Annotated in this window: 24 protein-coding genes; 11 read left to right on the forward strand and 13 right to left on the reverse strand. The window is 71.6% G+C overall.

Features of this window, described 5'->3' with window-relative positions:
* Position 1 precedes the first annotated feature (1 nt).
* The 5 genes from ACZ52R_RS19080 to asnB are packed head-to-tail and all read right to left on the reverse strand — an operon-like array spanning position 2 to position 6,494.
* The gene (locus ACZ52R_RS19080; RefSeq protein WP_465753776.1) at positions 2–1,162 is read right to left on the reverse strand and encodes an FAD-dependent monooxygenase; all 1,161 of its coding nucleotides are present in this window, start codon (positions 1,160–1,162) and stop codon (positions 2–4) included.
* Positions 1,155–2,546, reverse strand: coding sequence for a dihydroorotase (locus ACZ52R_RS19085; RefSeq protein ID WP_465623532.1), 1,392 nt, complete (start codon positions 2,544–2,546; stop codon positions 1,155–1,157). The genes ACZ52R_RS19080 and ACZ52R_RS19085 overlap by 8 nt, the downstream gene beginning before the upstream one ends.
* Positions 2,534–3,664, reverse strand: a complete 1,131-nt coding sequence (locus ACZ52R_RS19090) for an acyl-CoA dehydrogenase family protein (RefSeq protein WP_465623530.1) — start codon at positions 3,662–3,664, stop codon at positions 2,534–2,536. Before ACZ52R_RS19090 ends, ACZ52R_RS19085 begins: the two co-directional genes overlap by 13 nt.
* Positions 3,643–4,689 carry a PrpF domain-containing protein gene (locus ACZ52R_RS19095; protein ID WP_360502072.1) on the reverse strand — a complete coding sequence of 349 codons (1,047 nt, stop codon included), beginning with the start codon at positions 4,687–4,689 and terminating at the stop codon, positions 3,643–3,645. The genes ACZ52R_RS19090 and ACZ52R_RS19095 overlap by 22 nt, the downstream gene beginning before the upstream one ends.
* On the reverse strand, positions 4,686–6,494 hold the full coding sequence (asnB, locus tag ACZ52R_RS19100) for an asparagine synthase (glutamine-hydrolyzing) (RefSeq protein WP_465623527.1): 1,809 nt from the start codon (positions 6,492–6,494) through the stop codon (positions 4,686–4,688). The genes ACZ52R_RS19095 and asnB overlap by 4 nt, the downstream gene beginning before the upstream one ends.
* Before the next feature lie 434 nt (positions 6,495–6,928).
* Here asnB and ACZ52R_RS19105 point away from each other — a divergent pair, with 434 nt between their 5' ends.
* The 3 genes from ACZ52R_RS19105 (at position 6,929) to ACZ52R_RS19115 (ending at position 9,582) form a co-directional block, all read left to right on the forward strand.
* On the forward strand, positions 6,929–7,951 hold the full coding sequence (locus ACZ52R_RS19105; RefSeq protein WP_465663937.1) for a ParB/RepB/Spo0J family partition protein: 1,023 nt from the start codon (positions 6,929–6,931) through the stop codon (positions 7,949–7,951).
* A gap of 255 nt (positions 7,952–8,206) precedes the next feature.
* Positions 8,207–8,392, forward strand: coding sequence for a tautomerase family protein (locus tag ACZ52R_RS19110; protein WP_360502064.1), 186 nt, complete (start codon positions 8,207–8,209; stop codon positions 8,390–8,392).
* 332 nt (positions 8,393–8,724) lie between these two features.
* Positions 8,725–9,582 (forward strand): class I SAM-dependent methyltransferase, encoded by an 858-nt coding sequence (locus tag ACZ52R_RS19115; protein ID WP_465623523.1) that lies wholly within the window; start codon positions 8,725–8,727, stop codon positions 9,580–9,582.
* A gap of 34 nt (positions 9,583–9,616) precedes the next feature.
* On the opposite strand, the gene ACZ52R_RS19120 is transcribed toward ACZ52R_RS19115, so the two are convergent.
* The gene (locus ACZ52R_RS19120) at positions 9,617–10,474 is read right to left on the reverse strand and encodes a class I SAM-dependent methyltransferase (RefSeq protein ID WP_465623522.1); all 858 of its coding nucleotides are present in this window, start codon (positions 10,472–10,474) and stop codon (positions 9,617–9,619) included.
* A 328-nt stretch (positions 10,475–10,802) separates the two neighbouring features.
* Between ACZ52R_RS19120 and ACZ52R_RS19125 the strand changes: the two genes are divergently transcribed.
* Positions 10,803–12,008 (forward strand): cytochrome P450, encoded by a 1,206-nt coding sequence (locus tag ACZ52R_RS19125; RefSeq protein ID WP_465663939.1) that lies wholly within the window; start codon positions 10,803–10,805, stop codon positions 12,006–12,008.
* 126 nt (positions 12,009–12,134) lie between these two features.
* Here the strand turns inward: ACZ52R_RS19125 and ACZ52R_RS19130 are convergent, their stop codons facing one another.
* Entirely contained in the window at positions 12,135–13,166 is a 1,032-nt protein-coding gene (locus tag ACZ52R_RS19130; protein WP_465623519.1) for a class I SAM-dependent methyltransferase, read from the reverse strand.
* A gap of 341 nt (positions 13,167–13,507) precedes the next feature.
* On the opposite strand from ACZ52R_RS19130, the gene ACZ52R_RS19135 reads away from it, so the two are divergent.
* The 7 genes from ACZ52R_RS19135 to ACZ52R_RS19165 all read left to right on the forward strand — a co-directional run bounded on the left by ACZ52R_RS19135 (position 13,508) and on the right by ACZ52R_RS19165 (position 19,302).
* Complete coding sequence (locus ACZ52R_RS19135; RefSeq protein WP_360502052.1) at positions 13,508–13,678, forward strand: ribbon-helix-helix domain-containing protein; 171 nt, start codon at positions 13,508–13,510, stop codon at positions 13,676–13,678.
* A gap of 13 nt (positions 13,679–13,691) precedes the next feature.
* Entirely contained in the window at positions 13,692–14,036 is a 345-nt protein-coding gene (locus ACZ52R_RS19140) for a VOC family protein (protein WP_360502050.1), read from the forward strand.
* 377 nt (positions 14,037–14,413) lie between these two features.
* The gene (locus tag ACZ52R_RS19145; RefSeq protein WP_465753777.1) at positions 14,414–15,805 is read left to right on the forward strand and encodes an MFS transporter; all 1,392 of its coding nucleotides are present in this window, start codon (positions 14,414–14,416) and stop codon (positions 15,803–15,805) included.
* 108 nt (positions 15,806–15,913) lie between these two features.
* The gene (locus ACZ52R_RS19150; RefSeq protein ID WP_360502044.1) at positions 15,914–16,534 is read left to right on the forward strand and encodes a response regulator; all 621 of its coding nucleotides are present in this window, start codon (positions 15,914–15,916) and stop codon (positions 16,532–16,534) included.
* A 198-nt stretch (positions 16,535–16,732) separates the two neighbouring features.
* The gene (locus ACZ52R_RS19155) at positions 16,733–17,530 is read left to right on the forward strand and encodes an FAD-binding oxidoreductase (protein WP_465753778.1); all 798 of its coding nucleotides are present in this window, start codon (positions 16,733–16,735) and stop codon (positions 17,528–17,530) included.
* 79 nt (positions 17,531–17,609) lie between these two features.
* Entirely contained in the window at positions 17,610–18,380 is a 771-nt protein-coding gene (locus tag ACZ52R_RS19160; RefSeq protein WP_465623515.1) for an O-methyltransferase, read from the forward strand.
* Between the two features lie 76 nt (positions 18,381–18,456).
* Positions 18,457–19,302, forward strand: coding sequence for a class I SAM-dependent methyltransferase (locus tag ACZ52R_RS19165; RefSeq protein WP_465753779.1), 846 nt, complete (start codon positions 18,457–18,459; stop codon positions 19,300–19,302).
* Between the two features lie 166 nt (positions 19,303–19,468).
* Here the strand turns inward: ACZ52R_RS19165 and ACZ52R_RS19170 are convergent, their stop codons facing one another.
* The 6 genes from ACZ52R_RS19170 to ACZ52R_RS19195 form a co-directional block, all read right to left on the reverse strand.
* On the reverse strand, positions 19,469–19,933 hold the full coding sequence (locus tag ACZ52R_RS19170) for a VOC family protein (protein ID WP_465663947.1): 465 nt from the start codon (positions 19,931–19,933) through the stop codon (positions 19,469–19,471).
* Positions 19,934–19,970: 37 nt separating this feature from the next.
* Positions 19,971–21,011 (reverse strand): pyridoxal phosphate-dependent aminotransferase, encoded by a 1,041-nt coding sequence (locus ACZ52R_RS19175; protein ID WP_465623511.1) that lies wholly within the window; start codon positions 21,009–21,011, stop codon positions 19,971–19,973.
* A complete protein-coding gene (locus tag ACZ52R_RS19180) occupies positions 21,008–21,403 on the reverse strand; it encodes a cupin domain-containing protein (protein ID WP_360502028.1) in 396 nt (131 codons plus the stop codon). Before ACZ52R_RS19180 ends, ACZ52R_RS19175 begins: the two co-directional genes overlap by 4 nt.
* Positions 21,400–22,389, reverse strand: a complete 990-nt coding sequence (locus ACZ52R_RS19185) for a methyltransferase domain-containing protein (protein WP_465623510.1) — start codon at positions 22,387–22,389, stop codon at positions 21,400–21,402. Before ACZ52R_RS19185 ends, ACZ52R_RS19180 begins: the two co-directional genes overlap by 4 nt.
* 182 nt (positions 22,390–22,571) lie before the next feature.
* Entirely contained in the window at positions 22,572–23,690 is a 1,119-nt protein-coding gene (locus tag ACZ52R_RS19190; RefSeq protein WP_465753780.1) for an NAD(P)/FAD-dependent oxidoreductase, read from the reverse strand.
* Positions 23,683–24,645, reverse strand: coding sequence for a cucumopine synthase-related protein (locus ACZ52R_RS19195; RefSeq protein WP_465663949.1), 963 nt, complete (start codon positions 24,643–24,645; stop codon positions 23,683–23,685). The genes ACZ52R_RS19190 and ACZ52R_RS19195 overlap by 8 nt, the downstream gene beginning before the upstream one ends.
* Positions 24,646–24,863 lie beyond the last annotated feature (218 nt).

Below are 24,863 nucleotides of genomic sequence, written 5' to 3' on the forward strand. Positions count from 1 at the left end.
GTCACTCGGCGGCGAGGCCGAACTCCGCGCGCCAGCCGAACAGATCGGTCAGGTCCTTGTCGTGCGTGCTGAACTCGCCCCGCTCGCCGCGGACGACGTGATCGCGTTGCCGCGACTGGTTGACGACGACGGCGGTCCGCGGTGCGCGTTGCCCGGCGTAACGGCGCAGCGCCTCGGGGATGTCGGCGGTGCGGGACAGCAGTCCGCCCAGGACGGCCGCGTCCTCCAGGGCCATGCCCGCCCCCTGCCCGGCGCCCGGTGACATCGGGTGCGCGGCGTCGCCGAGCAGACTGACCCGGCCCCGGCTCCAGTCGGCGACGGGTTCCCGGTCGTTGATGTCGGTGACCACGGCCGGCGCGTCGGGATCGGTGCGGCGCACCACGTCCACCAGCGCCGGGTGCCAACCGGCCATCAGCGCCAGGAGATCGGCCATCGCCTCCGGCGGGGCCTTGGCGGTCCAGACACCGGCCGGTGCGGCCACCTTGGCCGCCCAGTACAGCTGTCCGGGACCGACCGGGGCGGCGAAGAGGCCCATGCCGTCCGCGGTCACGATGAACCCGTTCGGGAACTCGGGCGGTGCGGGGGAGCGGCCCCGCAGGGTCGTGTATCCGCAGTAGCGGGGAGGTTCCGCGCCGAGGAGGTGCCGCCGCACCACGGAATGCAGGCCGTCGGCGCCGATCAGGGCCGCCGCCGCCGTCGTCGTCGGGTTCCCGTCGGACAGAGCGATCTCGACCTCGTCACCGTGGTCGGTGCAGCCGGTCACGCTGATGCCGTGCCGCATCCGCACTCCGGCGTCGCCGGCGTACCGGAGCAGCAGGGACTGCAACGACGTGCGCAGGAGCGACACTTGCGGCGCGCCGAACCTGCGGCTCAGCTCGCCCACCCGGTCGGTGGCGACGACCGCGCCGTCGGTGCCGACGATCGGGCGGACCTCGTCCGCCTCCGGGACGTGCCCGGCGGCTCGCACCGCCGAGGCGAGCGAGGTGTCGATCTCCGCCAGTGCGTGCAGCGCGTTCGGATACAGCACGAGACCGGCCCCCGCGTCCCGCAGGGTCGCGGTCCGCTCGATGACCGTCACGGGAATCCCCGTGCGGCGCAGGGCGATGCCGAGAGCGAGGCCGCCGATGCCGCCGCCCGCGACGGCCACGGTCCGTTCACTCATGGCCGGTGCCCTCCCGCTCGTGGTCGAGCGGCGACAGCCAGCGGCCCACGGGGGCGCCGAACGTGCCCTGCTCCCGGTCGTAGGCGATCCGCCCGGACTTGACCGTCACCTGCACCCGGCCGGTGAAGGTCCAGCCCTCGTAGGCGGACCAGCCGCACTTGGCCTCGACGTCCGACGCCGACAGCATCCAGCGGTGGTCCGGGTCGAAGACCACCAGGTCGGCGTCGGCCCCGGCGACCAGCCGTCCCTTGCCGGTCAGCCCGAACAGGTCCGCCGGCGTCTCCCCCAGGTGGCGCACCAGCCGGCGGACCGCGGTGTCCTGGTCCTCGTCCGGCCAGCGCCGGCGCATCCCGGTCCACACCGCGGTGGCCAGCTCCTGCACGCCGGGCAGCCCCGGTGGCGCGTCGGCGACCGGACGCTCCTTCTCGTCCTTGGTGTGCGGCGCGTGGTCGCTGCCCAACGTGGCGACCTCGCCCGCCCGCAGGGCCGCCCACAGCCGGTCCTGGTCCCGGCGGCCGCGGATCGCCGGGGCCAGCCGGGTCCGCGCGCCGCCGCGCACGGTGTCGGCATCGGTGAACGACAGGTGGTGGGCGGTGAGTTCGAAGGTGACCGGCAGTCCGTCGGCGGCGGCCGCCGCGACCAGGTCGGCCTCCTCCGTACTCGACAGGTGCAGGATGTGCGCCTTGGTGCCGTGCCGGCGGACCAGTTCCAGCACCTGGACGACCGCCGAGATGGGACTGCTGCGCGGCCGCCACCGCTCGTAGTCCCGGTAGGAGCCGGGGGGACCGCCCCGCCAGGCGTCCAGCAGGTCGTGCAGCCGCTGGTTCTCGGCGTGCAGGACGAGCCGCACCCCGGAGGCGGCCGCGGCGGCGAACACCTTGTCGAGGACCTCGGGATCACTGAGGACGGTGGGCGCGGTGTGGTGCCCGGCCATGAACACCTTGGCGCTGCGGGCGATCGCCGGATCGAGGTCGACCAGGACCTCGGGGTGCAGCGGGTCCGCGCCGATGTGGAAGGCGTAGTCGACCAGCGAACGGCCGGCGATCTGCCGGGCCTTGGCGACCACGGCGTCCGGGTGGAGGGTCGGGGGCACCGTGTTCGGCATGTCCATCACGGTGGTCACGCCACCGGCGACGGCGGCGCGACTGCCGTGCTCCCAGTCCTCCTTGTGCTCCAGACCGGGGGTGCGGAAGTGGACGTGCGAGTCGATCAGCCCGGGGAGCACGTACCGGCCCGCCGCGTCCAGGACGGGGACGTGGTCGGGCGCGGAGTCGGCGAGCCCGACGATCCGTCCGTCCGCGACGAGCACCACGCCCGGGCGGACACCGGCCGGGGTCACCAGCCGCCCGTTGACCACCGCGAGCTGCACGTTCACCCGAGCCATGTGGCGCTCACCAGCTCTCGGCACAGGTCGTTGGTGGGGCCCATGTGCGCGACCGCGCGGGCGTCGGCCATCAGCCCGTTGATGCGGTTGGCGACCACGTACCCCCCGGAGCCCAGCAGGCGCGCCACCTCGACGCCCACCTGCTCGGCCGTCTCCGTGGCGAACAGCTTGCTGTGCAGGGTGGCCAGGCCCGGATCGGCCGCGTCCCGGCGGCCGGCCCGGTCGATGACGGCGCGCGTCGCCTCGATCCGGGTGGCCAGGTCGACGAGCCGGAAGCGGGTGACCGCGTCGGGTGGCTGCCGACGGCGGTGGACCTGCTCGACCGCGAGGTCCAGCAGCGCCGACGCGATGCCGAGGGAGACCGCGCCGAGCGTCGCACCCGTCCGGCGGACCGAGGCGATGATGCGGGTGGCCTCACCGACCGGGCCGAGCCGGTCCCGGTCGTCGACGACGCAGCCGTGCAGGGACACGAACCCGGTCGCCGAGCCGCGCATGCCGACCAGGTCGAGGCTCAGGTCGGGGCGTAGGCCCTCGTCCTCGGCGGGGACGAGGAAGAACGTCTGACCGGTGGAGCCGTAGCCGTCGCTCGACTCCTCCACGCTGTCGGAGGTCCGCGCGAGGATGAGGTAGAGCCCGGCCACGCCCGCACTGGTGGTGAAGGACTTGGCGCCGTCGATCCGCCAGCGGCCGTCCGGCAGCCGTTCCGCGGTGGTGTTCAGGCGCTTCTTTGCCGCGCCCACGCCGGGTTCGCTCCACCCGGACGCGGCGAGCAGATCGCCCTTGGCCAGCGCGGGCAGCAACCGGGCGTGCTGTGCCGGGTCGCCCCATTCGGCGATGCGCGCGCTGACCGCGTAGTGCTGGAACAACATGATCGCGGCGGACGGATTGGCCCGGGCCACCTGGGCGACGACGTGGTTGACGAGCCTGGCGTCCCCGTCGAACCCGCCGTACGCGGCGGGAACGGCGACGCCGAACAGGCCGGCCTGCCCGAGCTCGGCCAGCAGCGTCTCGTCGGGCCGGCCGGTGGACGCGCTGCGCGCCGCCGCCGCGTCGAGGCGCTCGACGAGAGCGGCCGGCAGCCCGCCTCCGGGGTCGATCACCTGGAGAGCGACAGACATGCGGTGATCTCCTTCGGCTGGAGGCGGGCGAGGGGTTCGATCGGGAACGACCCGAGGGTGGTGGTGCGCTTGCCGCGGACCGTGATCCAGGTGAGCTCCGGCTCGTAGGCGCCGTTGCGCACCGTGGCGCTGACGCTCGACCGCCCACCGGAGGTGACGATGTCGACCGTGCCGTCGGGCACGCCCGCCTGCTGCGCCGCGATCCAGGGCGTGGTGCCCTTGATCCGGACGGCCGCGGCGACGCAGGCGGCCCCGGTCAGCGCGATCGTCGGGTGCCAGGTGGGCACCGAGATCGCGCGGACGGCGATCCGGCCGCTCTCCGCGGCCATCACCGCGGCCACCTTGGGGAAGGCCCCGTCGACGGGCCAGCCGAGCACGGCCGCGGCCGCCCGCCGGATCCGCACCAGCCGGTCGAACAGCCGTTGGTCGTCGGCGAACAGGTCCTCCGGGCGGGACAGTCCCAGGGTGGAGGCCGCCACGAAGGCGTAGGGATTGCCCATGGACACCAGAGAGAGCGGCACCGGCTTGCCGTCCACCTCGACCGTCGTGGTGGCCGCGCCGGCCAGCAGCAGCTGGCTCAGCGGTTTCGGTGCCGGCTGGACGAAATGGATGTCGAACAGTGCGGAATCCCGGCGGGCCTCGGCGATCTCGCACACGATGTGGTCGCCGTTGTTGCGGACCATGACGCGCACCCGCATCCCCGGGGAGAGCCGGGGCAGCGACCCCGACTCGGCACTGGCGACGACGGACCCCAGGATGGAGTGCCCGCACGAGCCGCGCAGGTCGAAGGCGGTCGGCCCGGACGGAAGCGCCTGCACGAACCGGTAGTCCAGGTCGAACAGCGGGTGCTCGGCGGGCTCGACCAGCGCGATCTTCAGGATGTGCCCGGCGCCGACGTCATCGAGCCACTTGCGGGCCACGGCGAGCCGGTCGAGCAACGACCCCTCGCTGCGCGGCAGACGGCGGGCGTCGAGGACGAGGGTGGGGCACGGACTCCCGTGCGCGTAGACGACGTGCCCGATCATGACGCCACGTCCTTGGGCTCCCGGAACGGTGGGACCGACGGCGCGACGCTGAACTGCTCGCGCCAGATCTCGTAGACCAGCAGGGCCCAGAGGGCGAGGGCGGTGGCGTTGCCCGGCCGGGCGGCCTGGTCCGCGAAGAGCCGGTCCACCGCGCCGGGGTCGAGTTCGCCGGCCCGCCGCAACCGGTCGGTGGCCAGCAGATCCCTGGCGTAGTCCCAGAGCGGCCAGCCGGGCGTCAGCATGGCGGCGATCGGCAGGGTGAACGGCTGCTTCTCGCGGGCCAGTACGGCCTGGGGGAGGAGGCCGCGCGCGGCGGCGTACAGGGCGCGCTTGACCTCCCCGCCGTGGATGCGGTCCCGGTCGGGCAGCCGCACCGCGTGCCGGACGACGCTCTGCTGGCAGAACGGCAGTCGGACCTCGACGGAGCTGGCCATGCTGAGGTGGTCGACCCGCCGCAGGTGGTAGGCCGGGAGCCGGTAGCCGATCTCGAACGCGGTGATCCGGTCGAGCACGGTGCCCGGCCCGGACCGCAGCGCGTCGGTCGCCGACTCGGGCAGCGCCCGCGCGGAACCGACCGCCGCGGCGTAGTCCGCGGTGTAGAGCCGCTTGCGCCGTGCGGCCGGCAGGACGGCCAACTCGTCGAGGTACGGCTGGTACCAGGGCCTGCCCGCCTCGGCGGCCTCCGCCGCCGCGCGCATGCGCCCGTACCCGCCGAACACCTCGTCCGCGCCGTCGCCGGTCAGGGCCACGGTGAAACCGGCCTCCCGCACCGCGGCGAACAGGGCGTAGCTGCTCACGGTGATCGGATCCGCGTTGGGCTGGCCCAGGTGCCACACGACCCGCGGCAGCAGGTCGGGCAACTCCTTGGGATCCAGCTCGACCTGGTGGTAGCTGGTCCCGGCGTGGTCGGAGACCTGGCGCCCGAAGTGCCGCTCGTCGTCGGGCCATGTGCCGGTGTAGGCGATGTTGAAGGTGTGCAGCCCCGGCGCCCGGCCGGTGGCGAGCGTGGTCACCAGGCTGGAGTCCAGGCCCCCGGAGGTGATCGACGCGAGCGGCACGTCCGCGTCCAGCAGCGCCTCGACCTCTCCGTGCAGGAGCGCGCGCAGATCGCCGTTCCGGGCGCCGGCCTGCGGCGCGGGCGACGGCCGGCGCCGGACGCGCAGCCCTCCGGCGCGGTCGAGGACCGCCGTGACGGCCGGCGGCAGCACCGCGACGTCCCGGAACATGGTCTGCTCGCCGAACGGCGTCTTGGTCGCGAGGTAGGACTCCAGTCCGGGCGTCCAGACGCTGGTCGACACGTCCGGGAACGCGAGGAGCGCCGGGATCTCGGAGGAGAAGTACAGTGCGCCGCGGCGCTCGTCCCAGTGGTGGTACAGGGGCTTCATGCCCAGGTGGTCGGTGGCCAGCACCAGCCGCGGTTCGGCGCGCAGGTCCAGGACGGCGATGGCGTACATGCCGTCGAGGTGGTCGACGAACGCGTCCCCGTACTGCTCGTAGAGCGCGGGGAGCACCGATCCGTCGCAGTGGTCGGTGAACCGGTGGCCGAACGCGCCCAGTCTGGCGCGCAGTTCGGCGTGGTTGTAGATCTCGCCGTTGAGGACGACGTGAACGGCCCCGGACCCGGAGCGGTAGGGCTGGCGTCCGCCGGCGGGATCCATGACGGCGAGTCGGTTGCTGCCCAACGACCAGGTGGGGCCGACCGAGCAGCCCTGATCGTCGGGGCCGCCGTGACGTTGCAGTTCGCTGACCCGGGCGAGGTCGTCCGGCGGCACCACGGCGTTGAAATGGCCGTAGATACGGCACATTCCGCTACCTCCTATTTGGTAGGCACAGCGGTCATCGAACCCGGCGGGGCGCCGCGGTGTCGTGAGTCATCTGGCCCGGACGGCATGGGAACTCCGGGCCGGCCACGATTCCCATCCGAGACGGGAAGGGTCGGGATATCTGACTCATGCCGGTAGGACTCTCACCTGGCAGCGTGCGGGAAGGTCGGCGACGAACAGGCAGCTCGTCGCCGACCGACGGGCACCGCCGCCCGTCGGTGCACCGGCTATCCCGGGGCGGGCGCACCGGGCGAACCGATCGGAGAGTCGAGGCGCATCGGAGGGCGCATCAGAAGGCACATCAACAGGCACAGCACCGCTCATCGAGACAGGAAGTCCGCAGGACGAGCTGCATCAGCAGCGACGGTCGCTTCGAGCAGGAAGGTGGCATTGTGAACCCTCAGCCCGTTGGTGGCGTGATCGAGAGGACTGACGACGGGAGGTCCGCGCCTCCGGCGGCCCTGACCCGCCTGCCGCTCACCGACATCGTGCAGCCCGATTCACCCCGCCTGTCCGGGCCCAACCACGAGCACGCCCGTCTGCTGGCGAACTCCGACGCCGCGCTGCCGCCCATCCTCGTCAACCGCCGCACGATGCGCGTGGTCGACGGCGCCCACCGCCTCCTGGCGGCGAAACTGCGCGGTCAGGAGGCCATCGACGTCGACTTCTGTGACTGCGACAGCGACGAGGCGTTCGTGCTCGCGGTCGAGAAGAACGTCACGCACGGGCTGCCGCTGTCGCGGGCCGAACGGACGGCGGCCACCGAGCGGATCCTCGGCGCCTACCCGGAGTGGTCCGACCGGGCGATCGCCGCGGTCGTGGGACTCTCGCACAAGACGGTGGGGTCGATCCGCCGGCGTTCCGGCCAGGACGCCGAACCGATCACCCACCGCCGCGGCCGGGACGGCAGGATGCGGCCGGTCAACGGTGCCGCGGCCCGGGCCAGGGTGAGCAGCCTGCTCGCGGACCGGCAGGACGCGTCGCTGCGCGAGATCGCCCGGGAGGCCGGGGTCAGCCCGGACACCGTGCGCAACGTCCGGGACGACTCGCGCCGTGCCGAGGCCCTGACGGCGTCCGAACCGCCGGGCCTGCCGGACCAGGACCAGGACCAGGACCGCGACCAGGACCGAGAGCGGCGCGCGGCGTCCGGGCGGGCCACCGTCTGCGTCCGGATCCAGGCGTCCGGGCCGGCCGACCGGTCCGCGTTGATGCGCAGCCTGCGCAGCGATCCTTCGCTGCGGTTCTCCGAATCGGGGCGTCTTTTGCTGCGCTTGCTTGACATGTATGCGCTAAACGCGGATGCCTGGGCCCGGGTCAGCGGGGACGTACCCGCCCACCGGGCGGCCGACATCGTGCAACTGGCCCAGGAGTGCGGCCGGATGTGGCAGAACTTCGCGGCCGCCGTGGAGCAGCGACAGCGGGACGCGGAGAAGGAGTAGCGGAGAAGGAGGAGGGACCGACCCCGCATGTGCATCTTGGCGGTACGGACCGCCCGCGGTCCACCGCCGCGACGAAGGACTTTCCCGGGTGCGACGGTCGGCAACGGTGCGGACCGCCGCGTGAGCAGCCGAATCGCGGACGGATCCGAGAGACCCGAGAGACCCGATGGATCCGATGGATCCGATGGATCCGATGGATCCGATGGATCCGATAGGCCGGACAGGTTGGACAGGTTGGACGGAGAGGAACCGGACATGCCCCTGGTACAGGTGAACTGGTGGAAGGGTGTGGGAGTGGCCGAGCGCCGCCAGCTCGTCGAGGAGGTGACGGCGACGGTCGCGCGGATCGTGAAGTGCCCCGAGGCCGCCGTCACCGTGATCATCAACGATGTCGAGACGGACCACTGGGGTCGCGGCGGGACGCTGGCCTCCGAGCTCTGAGTGAACGGCCGGGCCGCCCCCCGGCCCGGCCGTTCCACCGCCCGGCTGCCTGGCGATCTCGACGGCGGGCGCGCTACCTTCGCGTCATCGGACGGCGAGGCCGTCAGCAGCCTGACGTGCGTGGTGCTGCGCGTCGATCCACCCGCGAATTCCAGCAGGGAGAGCGCTGTCCGCACGCCCGGGACCGCGCCGCGCAGCCCCCTCGCCGATCCGAACCCCGCAGGTTGCGATCGGGAGGACACCGGACATGACCATCCCGCACACCGGAACCCCATTCCCCGGAACATCAGCCCCCGGAACGCCGCACGGCCGGGCCGCCGCAAGGGGGCACCATGCCTGAGCAGACCGGCGCCGAGCCCAGCAGCACCGCGGTGCGCACCGCCCTGTGGCGTGCGCTCCACGTGCAACACGACGACCCGCCGGCGGTGTTCGACGACGAACTCGGTCTCCGTCTCGCCGATCCGGGCAGCGACTGGCGTCGGCGCCCCGACATGGACCCGGACGACAACCCGTTCGCCCGGGCCGCCGTCATCACCCGCGCCCGGTTCGCCGAGGACCTGGTCCTCGAACAACTCGGCCGCGGCGTGGGCCAGTACGTCATCCTCGGAGCCGGCCTGGACACCTTCGCCCAGCGCCGCACCGAACTCCTCCCGTCGTTGCGGGTCTTCGAAGTCGACTCGCCGGGACCGCAGTCATGGAAGCGGCGGCGGCTGTCGGAACTCGGCCTCGACACCCCCGCCGGACCGCACTTCGTGCCGTACGACCTCGAGTCGGGCGGATCCTGGTGGGAGGCCGCGGTGACGGCGGGCTTCGACGCCGGGCAGCCCGCCGTCGTCGTCTCGCTCGGTGTCACCACCTTCCTCGGCCGGGAGGCCGTCGTGGCCATGCTGCGCCAGGGCACCGCGCTGGCCCCCGGCTCGACACTGGCCACCACCTTCCAACTCCCGCTCGCCATGGTCGAACCGGGCCCCCGGGAGCTCCGCGCCCGGGTGGAGGAGGCCGCGCGCGCCTTCGGCACGCCGTTCACCAGCTTCTTCGAGCCCGAGGAGATGCTGGCGCTGGCCCGCGACGCGGGTTTCCGCACGGCCGAGCACATCCCCGCCACCGCCCTGACCGCCCGCTACTTCGCCGACCGCGCGGACGGTCTGCGGCCCTCCAACGCGGAGGAACTCCTGGTCGTCACCACGTGACGGCCGACCGGCGCCCCCGTGCGCCGGGCAGCCGTCAGGTGTGCGCCAGCATGAAGGGCTCGCCGGCCGCCGGACGGAAGTCGTCGGTCCGGCCGGCGAAGTAGCGCGCGGTGATCTCCTCGGTGGAGACGTACTGGGCCTCGCGGAATCCGGCCTTCCGGGCGAGGCCCAGTATCGCGTCGGGGGTGAAGTGGCTGCGGAACTGCACCCGGGGCCCGGGCTTCGGTTTGCCCGCGGCCGCGTGCGCGGCGGGATCCTCCGGTTCGTCGAAGGCGGTGGGCAGGATGAAGGTCATCGCCAGCGTCGAGCCGGCGGCGGCCCGCGCGGCCTGGTCCAGGGTGTCCCGCACCGCCTCCTCGCTGAGGTACATGGTGACGCCCGCGCACGCCAGCACCGCGGGCCGGTCCGGGTCGAAGCCGTTCTCGACCAGCCGGTCCCACCACACCTCGCCGGTCTCGAAGTCGACCGGCACCCAGTGCTGCCACGTCGAGGAGCCGTGGCCGAGTTCGGCCAGCCGCCGCCGCTTCCACTCCTGGGTCGCGGGCTGGTCGATCTCGAACACCCGCAGCCGGTCGGCGAATTCGGGCCGGCGCTGGACGAACGTGTCCAGTCCCGCACCGAGGATCACGTACTGGGTCACACCGGCGGCGCACTGCTCGGCCACCAGGTCCTCGACGAACCGGGCCCGGGCCACCACACCGGCCCGGAACCCGCGCATCCCGTCCCCGGCCATGTCCGGACGCCGGTGCCAGTCCTCGCCGGGGGACACCAGGCGCAGTCCGATCTCGTCCTCGACCACGTGCGGAGGCGCGTCGGTCCGCACGTGCAGGGCCCGCCAGAGGGCCACCCGCACTGCTGTCTCGTCCGGTACCTTCGATTTCTCAGTAGGCACGGTCAACCTCTCGGGTCAGTGGCGAAGGGTGCGTGCACGGGGGACCGCGTCCCCGGTTCCGAGTTTCGAGAGCCCGGATTTACGCGTCAAGCAAGGCCCGGAAACACCGCCGCCGGACGGCGGCGGGCGCATTCGCCGACAGTCGAGTGGGGAGATTCCCCACTCGGACGGCCCGGCGTCGTCCCGGTCCGCTCCGCCTTGCCAGCCGTCAACCTCACTACCTATAAACGGAACTGGTCGAATGCCCTCGTCCGACGGCATTTTCGGCCCGCCGACTTCCGACAGGACGGGATGGAATCCCATGGTCGACCGGAAAACACCACCACCCATGACGAGTGCGGCCACGAACGGGCAGCCGTACGCCTTCGATCCCTTCGCACCGGGAGTTTCTGACGACCCGTATCCGCACTTCGCGAAACTGCGCGCGACCAATCCGGTGTACCGGCACCCGGCGGGTTTCTGGATCGTCACCAGGCACGCGGACGTGGTCAACCTGTTGCGGGCCGACCACTCGGTGGAGGACGACAACGTCGCCAAGAGCCGGATCCACTCCCTGTCCATGATGGACCAGGACCCGCCGGACCACACCCGGCTCCGCAAGCTGCTCACCAAGGTGTTCACCGAGCGGGCCATCAACGCGCTCGCCCCGCTGATCACCGGCCTCGTCGACGAGGCACTGGACCGCGTCGAACAGCGGGCGGCCGAGCACGGCCAGGCCGACCTGGTCTCCGAACTCGCCTACCCGCTGCCGCTGTTGGTGATCTGCGACATGCTGGGCATGGAAGCCGACTACCACTGGCTGCGGGAGCGGGCCGAGATCCTGGCGCACTCACTGGAGCCGGTCGCCGAGCCGACCCCGGAGCTCATCAAGGCGATCGAGACGGCAGAGACCGAACTCGTCGACCGCGTCGCCACCGTGATCGAGGCCAAGCGCCGCAACCTCGTCCGGGAGGATCCGGACCTGCTGACCCAGCTGATCCGGGCCGAGGACGACGGCGACGTGCTCAGCGACGAGGAGCTCATCGCCCAGGTCGTGCTGCTGTACCTGGCCGGCTACGCGACCACCATGAACCTGCTGGCCAACGGCCTGGTGGCGCTGCTCCGCCACCCCGGACAGCTCCGCCTGCTGCGCGAACGCCCCGACCTGGACGCGAACGCGGCCGACGAACTGCTGCGGTACGACACCTCCGTGCAGTACTCGCGCCGGATCACCCGCTCGCCCCACGAGGCGAGCGGCACGGTGATCCCCGCGGGGGCGACGGTGCTGGCCGGCCTGGCCTCGGCCAACCGCGACGAGGAGGTCTTCGGTCCGTCCGCGGCCGAGCTGCGGCTGGACCGGCCGAACGCCCGCAAGCACGTCTCCTTCGGCGGTGGGCCGCACCACTGCCTGGGGGCCGCACTGGCGCGGCTGGAGGCCCGGATCGCCGTGGGCCGCCTGGTGCGCCGGTTCGACCGGCTGGCGTTGGCCGAGGAGATCGTCTGGCAGCCGCTGATGATCACCCGGGGCCCGGTCTCCGTGCAGGTCACGGTGTGAGGCGGGCCCTGCCCACAGCCTGACGCCCACAGCCTGAGCCCGAACCCTGACGCCCACAGCCTGACGCCTGCGACATGCCCCTGGCCCGGCCTCCGTTCGCGGAGGCCGGGCCAGGGGCATGTCAGGTCAGCGGGGCTTGTGGCCCGACTGGAGGTTGAGGCCGCCGCTGGCGGGAAGCCGTACCGGCTTGGCGGGCCGGAGGCCGGCGGCGCGCTGCCAGGAGGCCATCTGCGAGGGCGACCAGGTGCCGGACTCGCTGGCCAGGGCGAAGTAGAAGTCCCGCAGCGCGGCCAGCTGCTGCGTCTTGCCCTCGCCGCTGGCGGCGGGGAACTCGGCGATGGTGTAGGTCCCGCCGGGGCGCAGCGCGCGGGCCACCTTGGCGGTGAGCTCGCGGTTCTGCGCGTCGCTGAAGTGGTGCGCGACGCCGATGATCACCACGGCGTCGTAGCACTCCTCGCCGAAGTCGTCGGTCAGCGCGTTGCCGGGCTGGTGGCGCACCCGGGTGCCCATCCGCTCCTCGGCCAGCAGCGGCGCGGCGTGCCGGACGGCGTCGGGCAGGTCGAACACGACGGCGCGCAGCGACGGGTGGCGGCGGCACAGCGCGACCGAGTAGGCCCCGTGCGAGCCGCCGATGTCGAGCAGGTCGGTGGCGCCCGCGGGGACCGGGATGGCCTTGGCCACCATGCCGGTCTGACCGGTCGTCAGGCACTTCATGCCGCGCTGGTAGGAGTCCCACACCTCGTCGCTCATGCCGGTGTGGAAGTCCAGCGGCTTTCCGCTGCGCAGGTACTCGTCGGCCCGCGCCATCAGCCCCAGCTCGTAGAACTGCAGCATCAGTTTGTCGTTCACCGCGTGCTTGCTGGTGGTGACCAGCCATTTGCGGGAGAGCGGGCTGAGTTCGTACTGGTCGCCCCGGGCGCGCAGATATCCGGATGCCGCCAGCGCGGGGAGCAGTTTCGCGGCGCCGTCGGGGTGGATACCGCAGCCGGCCGCGATCTTTTCGGCGGTGGCGGGGCCGTGGGCCATTGTGTCGAACAGGCCGACCTTGACGGCGGCCATGATGACGTGGACGTATGTGCCCGCTACCTGGGTGTCGAGGACGGGCCGCGCGATCAAATTGAACTTGACCAGCAGCCATTCAAGTGGATTGCTTGCCATTAAGCCGAATCGCATGGGCCGAGCATAACGCGGGGTGCTTGGTCGGGGAACTCGTCGGGGTGGGGAACTTGCCTTCCACGCGGGGGAGTTCGGGCCGCCTGTGCATTTCCGCTATTGGGGGGGACGGTCCGCGGATCGGCCGCCGTTCCCGGAATGCTCGGGCGCTATTCGGGCAGTCGAGTGCGGTGGAGTGCAGTGGAGTGCAGTGGAGTGCGGTGGAGCGGACGGCGCCGGCCGGGGCGCGGGGCCCGCGCGGCTGCCCGGTACACGAGGCCCTTGCGGCCGTCCGGTACTCGGTGCCACTTCTTTACGACCCACCCCGGCAGTGCTAGCATGCTAGCATGACTGCCGAAGAGGTAAAGCAGTTCAACGTCTACCTGCCGGTGGAGCTGATTCGGCAGGTGAAGCACTACGCCATCGACCGCGAGCTGTCGCTGTCGGCGCTGGTTGCCGAGGCACTGCGCAACCATCTCGCCGAGCGCCAGAAGCACATACAAGACGGAACCGCGTGAGAGGAATCAACACATGACGACCCGGGGTGCCGAGGGCGTTTACGTAGAGACTCACAACTGGGGCAAGACGGCCAAGTTCCTGGAGTCTCTGGGCTTCAAGATCGAGTTCGCCACCGAGCACGGTTCCGGGATGCTCAAGAACGACGAAGGACCGTACTTCGTCGTCAGCGAGATCCCTGAGGAGCGTGCACCGCAGGTCCAGCTCGTGCTCCGCGTCGAGGACGCGGAGACCTTCCGGCCCGATCCGATCGTCGAGGTGGTCTCCCCGTTCGAGGAGACCCACTGGGGCACCCAGCGCATGGTGGTCCGCGACCCGGACGGACGGGAGTGGAGCATCGAGGCGCCGCTCAAGGGCTGAGCGGCTGTCGCGAGGTGGGAGCGCGTCGACGGCCGCCGGAACCCGGTGGTTACCCCTGACGTCCGGCGCGCTCCCACCCCGTCGAACGCCCCCGATTCCCTTCGGGGCCGGGGGCGTTCCCCGTGTGCGGCGCGTGGAACGGGCTGAGACGGTGGTGGCTTCGGTGAACGTGCTGCGAACATGGTCCACCAATGCGGTGCCCCCTTGTTCGTGGTGGAGAGCCCTGGTCGGCCGTGGCCCTTTTCGCGCCAGCATGCTAGCAATCTAGTGTAATAGTCATCAGAGGGATGCGGGGTTGGTTAGCGATGGTCAGTGAAAGCATCTCGGCCACGGCGGAGGACACCTCGCGGTTAACACCGCCACGGCGGGGCCTCGGCATGCTCGTCGTGATGATCGGCGTGCTCATCTCCGCGGTCGACGGCACGATCGTGGTACTCGCCCTCCCGGCGATCGAAGAGGACCTGAGCATCACCCTGTCCGCCGTGACGTGGGTGGTCGTCGGCTACCTCCTCGTGGTCACCGTACTCGCCACCCAGCTGGGCCGGTTCGGTGACATGTTCGGCCGGGTGCGCATGTACAAAGCCGGCTTCCTGGTGTTCACCCTCGGCTCGGTGCTCTGCGCCGTCGCCTGGAACGCGTCGAGCATCATCGGCGCCCGGCTCGTCCAGGGGGTCGGCGCCGCACTGATCGCCTCCAACAGCGGCGCGATCATCTCGGAGCTCTACCCGCCGCAGGAACGCGGCCGTGCCTACGGCTACAACGCCTTCGGCTACTCGTTCGGCTCGGTCCTCGGAGTCCTGGCCGGCGGCGTCATGGTGACCTACGTGTCGTGGCAGTGGATCTTCTGGGTCAACGTGCCGATCGGCATCATCGCGCTGGTGCTGGCGCAGCGGGTGCTGCGCGACACCAGCGAGCGGCAGCGCCGGAAGTTCGACTTCGCCGGCATGATCACGCTGGGCCTGGGCCTCTTCGGGGTGCTCTGGGCGATGACCGGACTGGCGTCCGGCCCGCTCGACGCGACCCTGATCGGATACCTGGTCGGCGGCATCCTGCTCCTGGTGGCGTTCGTCTTCGTCGAGCTGAAGCAGAAGGAGCCGACCCTCGACCTGTCCCTGTTCCGCATCCCGTCGATGGCGCCCTCGCTCCTGGCCTCGATGCTCCAGGGCATCGGCAGCTTCGCGGTGCTCTTCCTGGTCATCATGTACCTCCAGGGCACCCGCGGGATGGACCCGATCGACGCCTCGATGCTGCTCGTCCCGGGCTATGTGATCGGCGCGGTGGTGGGGCCCTATGCCGGCAAGCTCACCGACAAACTCGGGTCGGTCATCCCCGCGACCATGGGGCTCGGCATCTCGGTCGTCGCGATGGGGATCTTCGCCCAGATGACCACGACGAGCAGCCTGTGGCTGACCGCCATCGGCAACCTCGTGATGATGATCGGCGGCAGCTTCTTCTTCCCGGCCAACAGCACCGCCGTGATGAAGGCGGCCCCACCCGACCGGCTGGGCATCGCCTCCGGTGTGCTGCGCACCTTCTCCAGCATCGGCATGGTCTTCTCCTTCACCACCGCCATGCTCGTGGCCTCGCACTCGATCCCGCGGAACCTGGCGTTCGAGATCTTCGTGGGCACCAGCAAGCTGAACGGCGAGCTCGCGAGCGCCTTCGCCCACGGCCTGAAGGCGGCCTTCTACACCATGATGGGGATCATGATCCTCGCGGCGGTCCTCTCCGCCCTGCGCGGCGCGGGCCGGAAGGCCGCCACGTCGTAGCGGGACCCGCCGCCGCGGGGGCTCGCCTCCCGGTCCCGAGTGCCCGGGAGGCAAGCCCTCGCGGCGGCGGGCAACAAGGCAACTGTCGACCGACTAGTTGGCGGGAGAATGGTGATCCGGACAGCGACGTCGAAGGCACCCGGCGGCTCGCGCACCACGGTGCTGATCGCAGGCGACCACCCGATCTACCGATCCGGTCTGCACATCCTGCTCGACGAGGTGGAGTCGTTCCACGTCGTCGGTGAGTCCGGAACCGGTTCGGACGCGGTGGCCATGGCGCACACGCTGCGCCCCCAGGTCGTGGTGATGGACATCGTCCAGCCGGGCCAGAGCATCGCCGAGGTGATCACCCCGATCACCGGCTGCTGCCCGGAGACGGCCGTGCTCATCATCAGTCCGCTCGACGACCGGGAGGCCCTGCTCTCCGCGATGCGCGCCGGGGCCCGCGGCTACCTGCTCAACGGCGCCCGCTGGCAGGACCTGGTGCTCGGGGTGGAGATGGTGCGCGCGGGCGGGCTGGTCTTCGATTCCTCCGCGTCCGAGTGGGTGCTGGAGCACCTCAGCCGGCCGCTGTCGCCCACCGGGCGCTACTCCGAGCCGGAGAGCGGCCGGTGCGACATGCTCCAACTGGTCCGGAACGTCGGTCCGGCCGGGTCCGCGGGGGCCCGGCTGCCCGGCACACGCCGCACGGCCACGCGAGCCGGGGTCCAGCCCGCCACCCGGCGCTGACGGGCAGCCGGAGCGAGTCGCGGCTGGCAGCCGGCCGGAACGAGTCGTGGCTGACGGTCAGCCAAAAACCATACGCCGACCGGGAATTCGGGTGTCCGACTGGGGGAAGTCCCCAGTCGGGCACGCGTACGCGACCAGAGGCCCGCACGGTAGCGTTGCCAGCACTTTCTCGTCGCATTTCACGAAGCGAGGACGGCGATGGACCAGCGTTTCCACGCGTTACGGGTGGCCGAGGTGATCGTCGAGACGGAGGACGCCCGCTCGTTGGTGTTCGACGTCCCCGATGACCTCGCCGAGGAATTCCAGTACCGGCCGGGGCAGTTCCTCACCGTCCACATCCCCGATGCCGAGCACGGATCCGTCACCCGCTGCTATTCGCTGTCGAGTTCGCCGCACACCGCGGATCCCCTGATGGTGACGGTGAAGCGGACGCCGACCGGCCGTGCCTCCGACTGGCTGCTGGGCAGCGTGCGGGTCGGCAGCGTGGTGCACGTCCAGCCGCCGGCGGGCCGGTTCACCCCCGCCTCGCTCGACGGCGACTTCCTCTTCCTGGCCGCCGGAAGCGGCATCACCCCGGTGATGTCGATGATCAAGTCGGCGCTGGCCGCCGGTTCGGGCCGGCTCACCCTGATCTACGCCAACCGTGACGAGCGATCGGTGATCTTCGGGGAGCAGCTGACCGACCTCGCCGCCGCCCACCCGGACCGGTTCACCGTCCGGCACTGGCTGGAGTCCCGGCAGGGGCTGCCGGACGCGGCCGGGCTGCGGGCGCTGGCCGCGCCGTGCCGCGACCGCGAAGCGTACGTGTGCGGCCCGGGGCCGTTCGTGGCCGGTGCGGTCGAGGCGCTGGCCGCGCTGGGGGTTCCGTCCGAGCGGACGCACCTGGAACAGTACCGGCCGCCGAACCGCACCGCGTTCCCGGAGCGGTCGCCCGGCGCGGATCCGTGCGCGTGGACCTCGCGGAGCGTCAACCGCCTTCAGCTGATGCTGCCTTGACACCGAACGCTCGACACTTGACGTACCGACGCCGAACGGCACCTACCCCTACGAGCGGACCCCGGATCGGAGATCGGTGATGGCGAAACGGCTGAGCATGCTGATGCGGATGGGCAACCTGACCCGGACGGGCCAGGTCGGTGACGGCCGGGAGGAGGCGCTCGCCGACTACGTGCTCGCGCACGCCGCCCCCGGGGACGTCGACGACGCGATCCGGGTGATCGACGAGTACGCCTACCGGCAGGCCACGCTGATCAACATCGGGGACGAGAAGGGCTTGGTACTGGACGCCGCGGTGCGGCGGGCCGAGCCCCGGCTGCTGCTGGAGCTCGGCACGTACTGCGGGTACAGCGCGCTGCGGATGTCCCGGGTGATGGCACCGCAGGCCCGGCTCTGCTCCATCGAGTTCAGCGCCGCCAACGCCTCGGTGGCCCGACGCATCTGGGACCACGCCGGGCTGGGGGAGCGGGTCACCGTGCTGCACGGCACGCTCGGGGACGACGGGCGCACCATCGACCGCCTCAACTCGGAGCACGGCTTCGGCCCGGGCCTCCTGGACTTCGTCTTCGTCGACCACATCGCCCGGGCCTACCTGCCGGACCTGCAACGCATCCTCGACCAGCGGTGGCTCCACCCGGGCTCCATCGTGCTGGCCGACAACATGAAGGTGCCCGGCGCGCCGCACTACCGCGCGTACCTGCGTGAGCGCGAGGGCACGCAGTGGCGCACCCGCGAGCACCACGCCCACGTCGAATACCAGTCGTGGGTCAAGGACCTGGTGCTGGAGTCGGAGTACCTGCCCGCCGGGGCCGCTGCCGCAGCCGGCGGCACCGGCCCCGCGCCCGCGTGACGACGGACCGCTCCCGGCCGGACCCGGGAACCCATGACCACGAGGCCCACGAGGGCCCGACGGAGAGGAACCAGCAGTGACGGCGACGGCGGACAAGACCGCGATCCGGACCGCGTTGTGGCGGGCCCTGCACGTCCGGGCCGATCCCGAGCCGCACGTGTTCGAGGACGAACTCGGTGCGCGGCTGGTGGCACCGGACGACGACTGGCGGTCCCGGCCGGACATGGACCCGGTGCGCAGCGCCCGGGCGCGGGCGTCCATCGTGGCCCGGGCCCGGTTCACCGAGGACCTGGTCGTCGAGCAGGCCGGCCGGGGCGTCGACCAGTACGTCATCCTCGGCGCCGGCCTCGACACCTTCGCGCAGCGGCGTCCGCGGGGCGCCGAAGGCGTGCGGGTCTTCGAGGTGGACCAGCCGGAGACGCAGGCGTGGAAGCGGGCGCGGTTGACCGAGCTGGGCCACGGGGTGCCCGAGGGGCTGCGGCTGGTCCCCGTCGACTTCGAGGCGGACGACGACTGGTGGCAGCGCCTGACGGAGGAGGGCTTCGACCCCGGCCGCCCGGCGGTGCTGGCCTGCTCCGGCGTGACCATGTACCTCACCAGGGACGCGGTCGCCGACACGCTCCGCAAGGCCGCGGCCCTGGCCGAGGGCTCCGCCCTGGCCATGACGTTCATGCAGCCGGTCGACCTGGTCGACCCGGAGGAGCGGGGCGCGCGGGAAGGGGTGGAGCACGCCGCGCGCGCCGACGGGACGCCGTTCCGCAGCTTCTTCGGCCCGGACGACATCCTGCGGATGGCCAAGGAAGCCGGGTTCCGGCACGTCGAGCACCTCTCCGCGGGCGATCTCGCCGAGCGCTACTTCGCCGGCCGGGCGGACGGCCTCCGGCCCTCGACCATCGAGGAACTGCTGCTCGCTACCACCTGAGGCGTGACGACGAACCAGCCTGCGTGAACTGACGATATGTCATGTCGCGCAGGCTGGTTCCGCGTTGGTGCCACAACCCTCGTGTGCCTGGTGCGCCGGGTGCGCGAACGGCTCCGGGCCTGCCGCGGGTGCGCGGCAGGCCCGGAGCCCGATGGGTGCGGTGGTGTCAGCCCCTGCCCCGGACGTACGCGTTCGCCCGCCGCTCGAACTCCTCCGGGCTCACGTCCTCGATGCGGGTGGCGAGCGTCCAGCGGTGCCCGAACGGGTCGAGGAGCTGCCCGGTCCGCTCGCCGAAGAACTGGTCCTGGACCGGGCGCTTCGCCTCCGCGCCGGCCCGCACGGCCTGGGCGAAGGCGGCGTCCACGTCCGCCACGAACAGGTACAGGGTGACCGGCGTGCCGCCGAGGGCCCCGGGGCCGGGCAGACCGGCCGCGGGGGACTCGTCGGACAGCATCACGATGGTGCCGCCGATCCGGATCTGCGCGTGCGGCACCGAGCCGTCGGGCGCGGTGTACCGCTGCAGCTCCTTCGCCCCGAAGGCCCGGGAGTAGAAGGCGATCGCTGCGTCCGTGTCGGCCACGGACAGGTACGCCGTCAGTTCGGCGTAGCCGTCCGGAATCGGCTTGACCACGGTTGACCTCCAAAGATGCGTCGGATGCGGAGCGCGGCTACCGCACGCCCGCGGTGATCTGGTCGAGCGCGTCGAGGACCGCCCGCAGCTCCTCCTCGGTGCCGAGGGAGATCCGCAGGTGACCGGGGAAGCCGAACATCCCGGTGTCGCGCACGAGGATGCCGTGGTCCCGGGCCAGGACGTCCTGGGCCTTGCCGGAGTCGGGGACCGCGACGGTCACGAAGTTGGTGACCGAGGGCAGCCAGGGGTACCCGCGGCGGTCGAGCTCGGCGCAGAACCGGCGGCGCCGCTCCTCGGTCTCCCGCCGGACGCGGACCAGGAACTCCTGGTCCGCGAGGGCCGCCACCGCGGCGGCCTGCGCGGCCCGGTTCACGCTGAACGGCAGCACGGCCAGCGTCCGGCGCACCTCGGCGATCAGCTCGGCGGGACCGAGCGCGTAGCCGATCCGCAGCGCCGCCAGCCCGTAGGCCTTGGAGAAGGTGCGCAGGGCGAGCACCGGGGTGCCGTCCCGCAGCAGGCTCCTGGCCTGCGGCTGGTCCGCGGGGCCGAACTCGTGGTACGCCTCGTCGAAGACGAGCGGGGTGGCGCTGCCGCGCGCCGCGGCGGCCAGCGTGTCGAGCGCCGCCCCCGGCAGTGCGGTGCCGCACGGGTTGTGCGGATTGCACACGTAGCCGATCCCGCACTCGGGGAGCCGCTCCGCGAACGCCGCGGGGTCGATCCGGGGGCCGTCGAGCGGTACCCGGACGGCGCCCCGGCCGATGCGCTCCAGCGCCGCCAGGTAGCCGGGGAAGGTGCCGGCGTTGACCAGGCCGGGGCGGTCCCGGTCGCCGAGGGTGAGCGCGGTCGCCAGCACCAGCTCGTCGCTGCCGTTGGCCACCGCGATCTGCTCCTCGGGCACCTCCCAGTGCCGGCTGAGGTGCCGGACGAGCCCCTCGCGCTCCGGCGACGGGTAGCGGTTGATGCGGTCCAGTTCCCCGGTCACCGCCGCGACCGCGGCGGGGCTCGCGCCGAACGGACTCTCGCTGAGGTGCAGGCGCACCAGCGAATCCGCCGACGGGACACTGGTGTTGTAGATCACAGATGATCTCCCACCAGGATCCCGAAGCAGTAACTCCCCACCGTGGCCTCCAGGGTGAGGAAGCAGTGCTCGCTGCCGGCCGGGATCCGCATCACCGCCGGCGACACCAACTCGTGGCGCACGCCGTCGAGATGGACCTCGATGCGGGCCTGGCCCGGTTCGGGCGAGACCAGCAGGTAGAGCTCGTCGACGTCATGGGTGTGCGGAGCGGCGACGGGCCGGCCGACGAGCTTGCTCAGCTCCCCGCCGGCGAGCTGCACGGGCAGCCCGCCGAACATCTCCGCGGTGACGTAGAAGGGCGCGGGCCGGTGGTGCCCGGCGACCGCGAGCGGGATGGGCAGTGCGGTGATGATCTCGGCGTCCGTTCCGGTCGCCCGGTCCTGCACGGTCACGACGCCTCCAGGACGAACAGGTAGGTGTGCGGAGCGCCGAACGGCACCGTGCGGCGCAGGTGCATCCCGCCGCGTTCGAAGAGCCGCTCGTACTCCTCACGGGTGTGGATGGGCACGCCCATCAGCGCGTGGGCGAGTTCGAAACCGCTGGAGAAGACCGGCAGCCGGGAGTCCTCGCCCTCGGTGCGCGGCCGGATCGTGGTGTCGGCCAGCAGGAAGACCCGCGCCTCCGGGAAGGACTTGCGCAGCCGGGGGATGACCTCCTCGCGGCGCTCCGGATCGGCCAGCAGGTCGTGCAGGAACATGAAGCTCATCACGACGTCGGCCTCGTCGCCGCCGTCGACCTGGTGCTCCTTGAAGAGGATGTCGAGCACATCCGCGCAGACCGGCTGCACGGTGCCGCTCAGGCCGTGCCTGGCGACCGTCTCGTGCGCCAGCACCGTCGCGGGCCGGCTGATGTCGATGCCGATCCCGCGGCTGCCGGGCCGGTCCTTGACCAGCCGGGAGATCCGCTCGCTGACGCCCGCGCCGAGGTCGACCAGGGTGCGGAAGTCGATGCCGGCGATCTCCTCGTCGAGGATGTGGCGCATCAGCGCGGTGTCCGCCTGGGCGGATCCGAGCGCGACCATGGCCTCGTCGCGTTCCAGGTCGACGCGGAAGCGGCGGTCGCCGCGAGCGACCGGCGCCGCGTTGGCGAAGATGTCGTGGTAGCCGCCGACGCCCCAGGTGAAGAAGCCCAGGGCCCGGGCGACGTCCTCGCTGAGGGCGGTCGCCTGGACCCGGTCACCGTGCACGTCGAGGTACCCGAACGAGCCCGCGGCCCGGACGAGCGCCCGGAACACGGCGGTGTCCAGTGTGTTGGTGGCGCAGAACGAGGGAACGTCGAGCGTCCGCTCTGCGGTCAGGTGTTGGAAGACTCCGAGCTGTGCCAGCGCGTGCACCACGTTCGCGCAGATGTAGCCGTTGAACGCGGTGTCCGGATTCAACGGGGTCAGCGCCTGGCCTTGCCATTGCACAGGGAGTGCTTGTGCCGACGACAATTCACACCTCTCAGATCTCACTGCGGAAAACCGGTGCGTCGGCGGGGGCGGCGCGACCGCCCCCGCCGACGCCGTCCCGCGGCTGGGGGAGGGGGCGGCCGTGCCGCCGCCCCGCCGCGGGAACGTACTCAGGCCGGCTTGTGCGCCAGGTTGGTGGCGAGGGAGAAGGGAGTGAGGTCGACCTCCGGCGTGACGCCGCGGTGCAGGTCGCGGATGATCCGGCCGGCGGTCGGCGCGTGGGCCAGGCCGTGACCGGTGAAGCCGGCCGCGAACAGGATCCGCTCGTGCGCGCCCTCGCCCCGGCCGATCAGCGCCGACTTGGTCGGGGTGACGTCCAGGGTCCCGGTCCAGGCGCTGTGCAGCTCGGCGCCCGCGGCCTTCGGGTACCACTTCGGCAGCTCCTCGACGGCCGCGTCGAACCAGATGTCGCGCATGCCCTCCTGCTTGGAGATGCGCTCCAGGCCGACCAGGAAGCCCTTGCCCCGGCCCATCGTCTTCAGGCCGGAGACGGGGTGGAAGGTGAAGGGCGTGTCGGTGTCGGTGTCGGAGATCGGGTCGGTGTACAGCAGCTCGGCGAACTGGCCCCACACCGGCAGCTCCATGCCGGCGAGCTTGGCGACGTCGCCACCCCACGGCCCGGCCGCGATGACGATCGCGTCCGCGGTGAACTCCCCCGCGGTGGTGGTCACCTGGCCGCTGCGGGCGTCGATGCCGGTCACCTCGGTGCCGCTCAGCAGGCGGGCGCCGAGCTTCGTCGCCGCGTCCGCGTACCCCTTGACGATCGCTTCCGGCTTGACGCGGTAGCACTCCGGGGACCAGACCGCCGCCTCGAACGTGCCGGCGTCCAGCCAGGGGTTGTACTCGACGGCCTGAGCGGGGGTGAGCAACTGGACGTCGGCGCCCACCTCGCGGTGGGCCGGCAGCAGCGCCTCGATCTCGGCCGCCTGCTCGGGGCTGGTCAGCACCGTGAGCAGCCCGAGGTGCTTCAGCCCGAGGTCGGTGTTCGTCGTCGTCGCGAACGCGTTGAACTCGGCCATGCTCCGGACCGCCAGCTCGGAGTCGTACGGCTTCTTCGGGAAGTAGGTGCGGAACGCCCGCGCGGTCTGCGACGTGGTGGCCTCGCCGAAGCGGTCCCTCTCCAGCAGGAGCACGTCGATGCCGGCCTTGGCGCAGTGGTAGGCGATGGACACGCCGATCACGCCGCCGCCGATGATCAGCAGTTCGGCGGAGCTCTTCCCGTCAGGCATGTGCACTCCTCGCGGTGGTCGGACGGAACGTCCAGGTGTCGCCCCCCAGTTCCCACGGGAACAGCTGCAGGTTCCAGGAGCCGAGGGCGTTGGTGTAGGTGGCCAGGTGGGAGAGCAGCGCGATGAAGTCCTCCTTGGAGGTGGTCTTCTCCTCGATGACGGAGACCACCTCCTGAGTGAGGTCCCACAGTGTGTTCAGCCCGCAGTAGCCGAGGAATTCGGTGGGCTTGACGATGAGGATCCGGGCCATCTCGACCAGGGCGGACAGCGGTGCGTCGGTCAGCCGGGCGGCCCGCACCAGGCCGGTGTGGGAGACGTAACCCAGCGGCCGGGTCTCGCCGTTGATGCAGACCAGCGTGGTCAGGACCGAGCCCTTGGTCCCGGCACCGGTGTCGAAGCGGCCCTCGTGCGCGGCGACCAGTTCGTCGGGCGGATCGATCAGGACCCGCTCGGTCTCCGCGGCGATCCGCTCGATCAGGTCGCGTGCCCGGGCGGACTCCGCCGGCACGCGCCGCACCCCGTGGCCGGACTCGCCGTCCACCCGCCGCACCTGCGCGAGGATCGGGGCGCCGTTGCCGTGCACCGAGTCCCAGACCAGCTGGCCGATCTTCGGCAGCGCGTCGAGGTCCTCCGGGACGACGGAACCGATCGGCGCGGCGGGCATCGGCTCGGTCAGCTCGCCGTACTTGATGGTGAGGTGCTGCACCGCGGAACAGAAGACGGTGCCGCTGGGCTGGATCTTGCGGTCGACCTTGTGGTCCGGCACGGCGTGCAGGAGGTCGTGCGCCGGCGGAACGTGGTAGATGCAGTCGCCGGCCACGAGCGCGTGTCCTTGCAAGGTCTGGTACGGCAGCGCGGCCCAGAGCGGCTCGACGAGTTGCGCGTTGCGGCCTTCGTCGAGGGTGATGCGAACCCTGGCGTCGATCGACGGCCAGGCGATCTCAAACTGGCGCATTGTTCCTACTCCGTTCTCCTCGGTTCCTCCAATGCCCGCATGCGTTCAACAGGTTCGCGGGCCGTCGGATAGTGACGTTGGGACGCTATCAGCGACCGGAATCTCCGGGTAGGGAAATCCGCCGCACCTCCCGAAAAGCTTTCGACTTTGTCACGTCGATATCTCGGCGGTAAACCCGGTGTTTGTCAGTCGTGTTTGTCGGTTGTGTTTGTCAATCG

The sequence above is a fragment of the Kitasatospora sp. NPDC034023 genome (assembly GCF_055575795.1).

Excerpts from the sequence above, each read along its gene's own strand:
- ACZ52R_RS19080 (WP_465753776.1), bottom strand. The coding sequence starts at position 1,162 with ATGAGTGAACGGACCGTGGCCGTCGCGGGCGGCGGCATCGGCGGCCTC.
- ACZ52R_RS19085 (WP_465623532.1), bottom strand. The coding sequence starts at position 2,546 with ATGGCTCGGGTGAACGTGCAGCTCGCGGTGGTCAACGGGCGGCTGGTG.
- ACZ52R_RS19090 (WP_465623530.1), bottom strand. The coding sequence starts at position 3,664 with ATGTCTGTCGCTCTCCAGGTGATCGACCCCGGAGGCGGGCTGCCGGCC.
- ACZ52R_RS19095 (WP_360502072.1), bottom strand. The coding sequence starts at position 4,689 with ATGATCGGGCACGTCGTCTACGCGCACGGGAGTCCGTGCCCCACCCTC.
- asnB (WP_465623527.1), bottom strand. The coding sequence starts at position 6,494 with ATGTGCCGTATCTACGGCCATTTCAACGCCGTGGTGCCGCCGGACGAC.
- ACZ52R_RS19110 (WP_360502064.1), top strand. The coding sequence starts at position 8,207 with ATGCCCCTGGTACAGGTGAACTGGTGGAAGGGTGTGGGAGTGGCCGAG.
- ACZ52R_RS19115 (WP_465623523.1), top strand. The coding sequence starts at position 8,725 with ATGCCTGAGCAGACCGGCGCCGAGCCCAGCAGCACCGCGGTGCGCACC.
- ACZ52R_RS19125 (WP_465663939.1), top strand. The coding sequence starts at position 10,803 with ATGACGAGTGCGGCCACGAACGGGCAGCCGTACGCCTTCGATCCCTTC.
- ACZ52R_RS19130 (WP_465623519.1), bottom strand. The coding sequence starts at position 13,166 with ATGGCAAGCAATCCACTTGAATGGCTGCTGGTCAAGTTCAATTTGATC.
- ACZ52R_RS19135 (WP_360502052.1), top strand. The coding sequence starts at position 13,508 with ATGACTGCCGAAGAGGTAAAGCAGTTCAACGTCTACCTGCCGGTGGAG.
- ACZ52R_RS19140 (WP_360502050.1), top strand. The coding sequence starts at position 13,692 with ATGACGACCCGGGGTGCCGAGGGCGTTTACGTAGAGACTCACAACTGG.
- ACZ52R_RS19145 (WP_465753777.1), top strand. The coding sequence starts at position 14,414 with ATGCTCGTCGTGATGATCGGCGTGCTCATCTCCGCGGTCGACGGCACG.
- ACZ52R_RS19150 (WP_360502044.1), top strand. The coding sequence starts at position 15,914 with ATGGTGATCCGGACAGCGACGTCGAAGGCACCCGGCGGCTCGCGCACC.
- ACZ52R_RS19155 (WP_465753778.1), top strand. The coding sequence starts at position 16,733 with ATGGACCAGCGTTTCCACGCGTTACGGGTGGCCGAGGTGATCGTCGAG.
- ACZ52R_RS19160 (WP_465623515.1), top strand. The coding sequence starts at position 17,610 with ATGGCGAAACGGCTGAGCATGCTGATGCGGATGGGCAACCTGACCCGG.
- ACZ52R_RS19190 (WP_465753780.1), bottom strand. The coding sequence starts at position 23,690 with ATGCCTGACGGGAAGAGCTCCGCCGAACTGCTGATCATCGGCGGCGGC.
- ACZ52R_RS19195 (WP_465663949.1), bottom strand. The coding sequence starts at position 24,645 with ATGCGCCAGTTTGAGATCGCCTGGCCGTCGATCGACGCCAGGGTTCGC.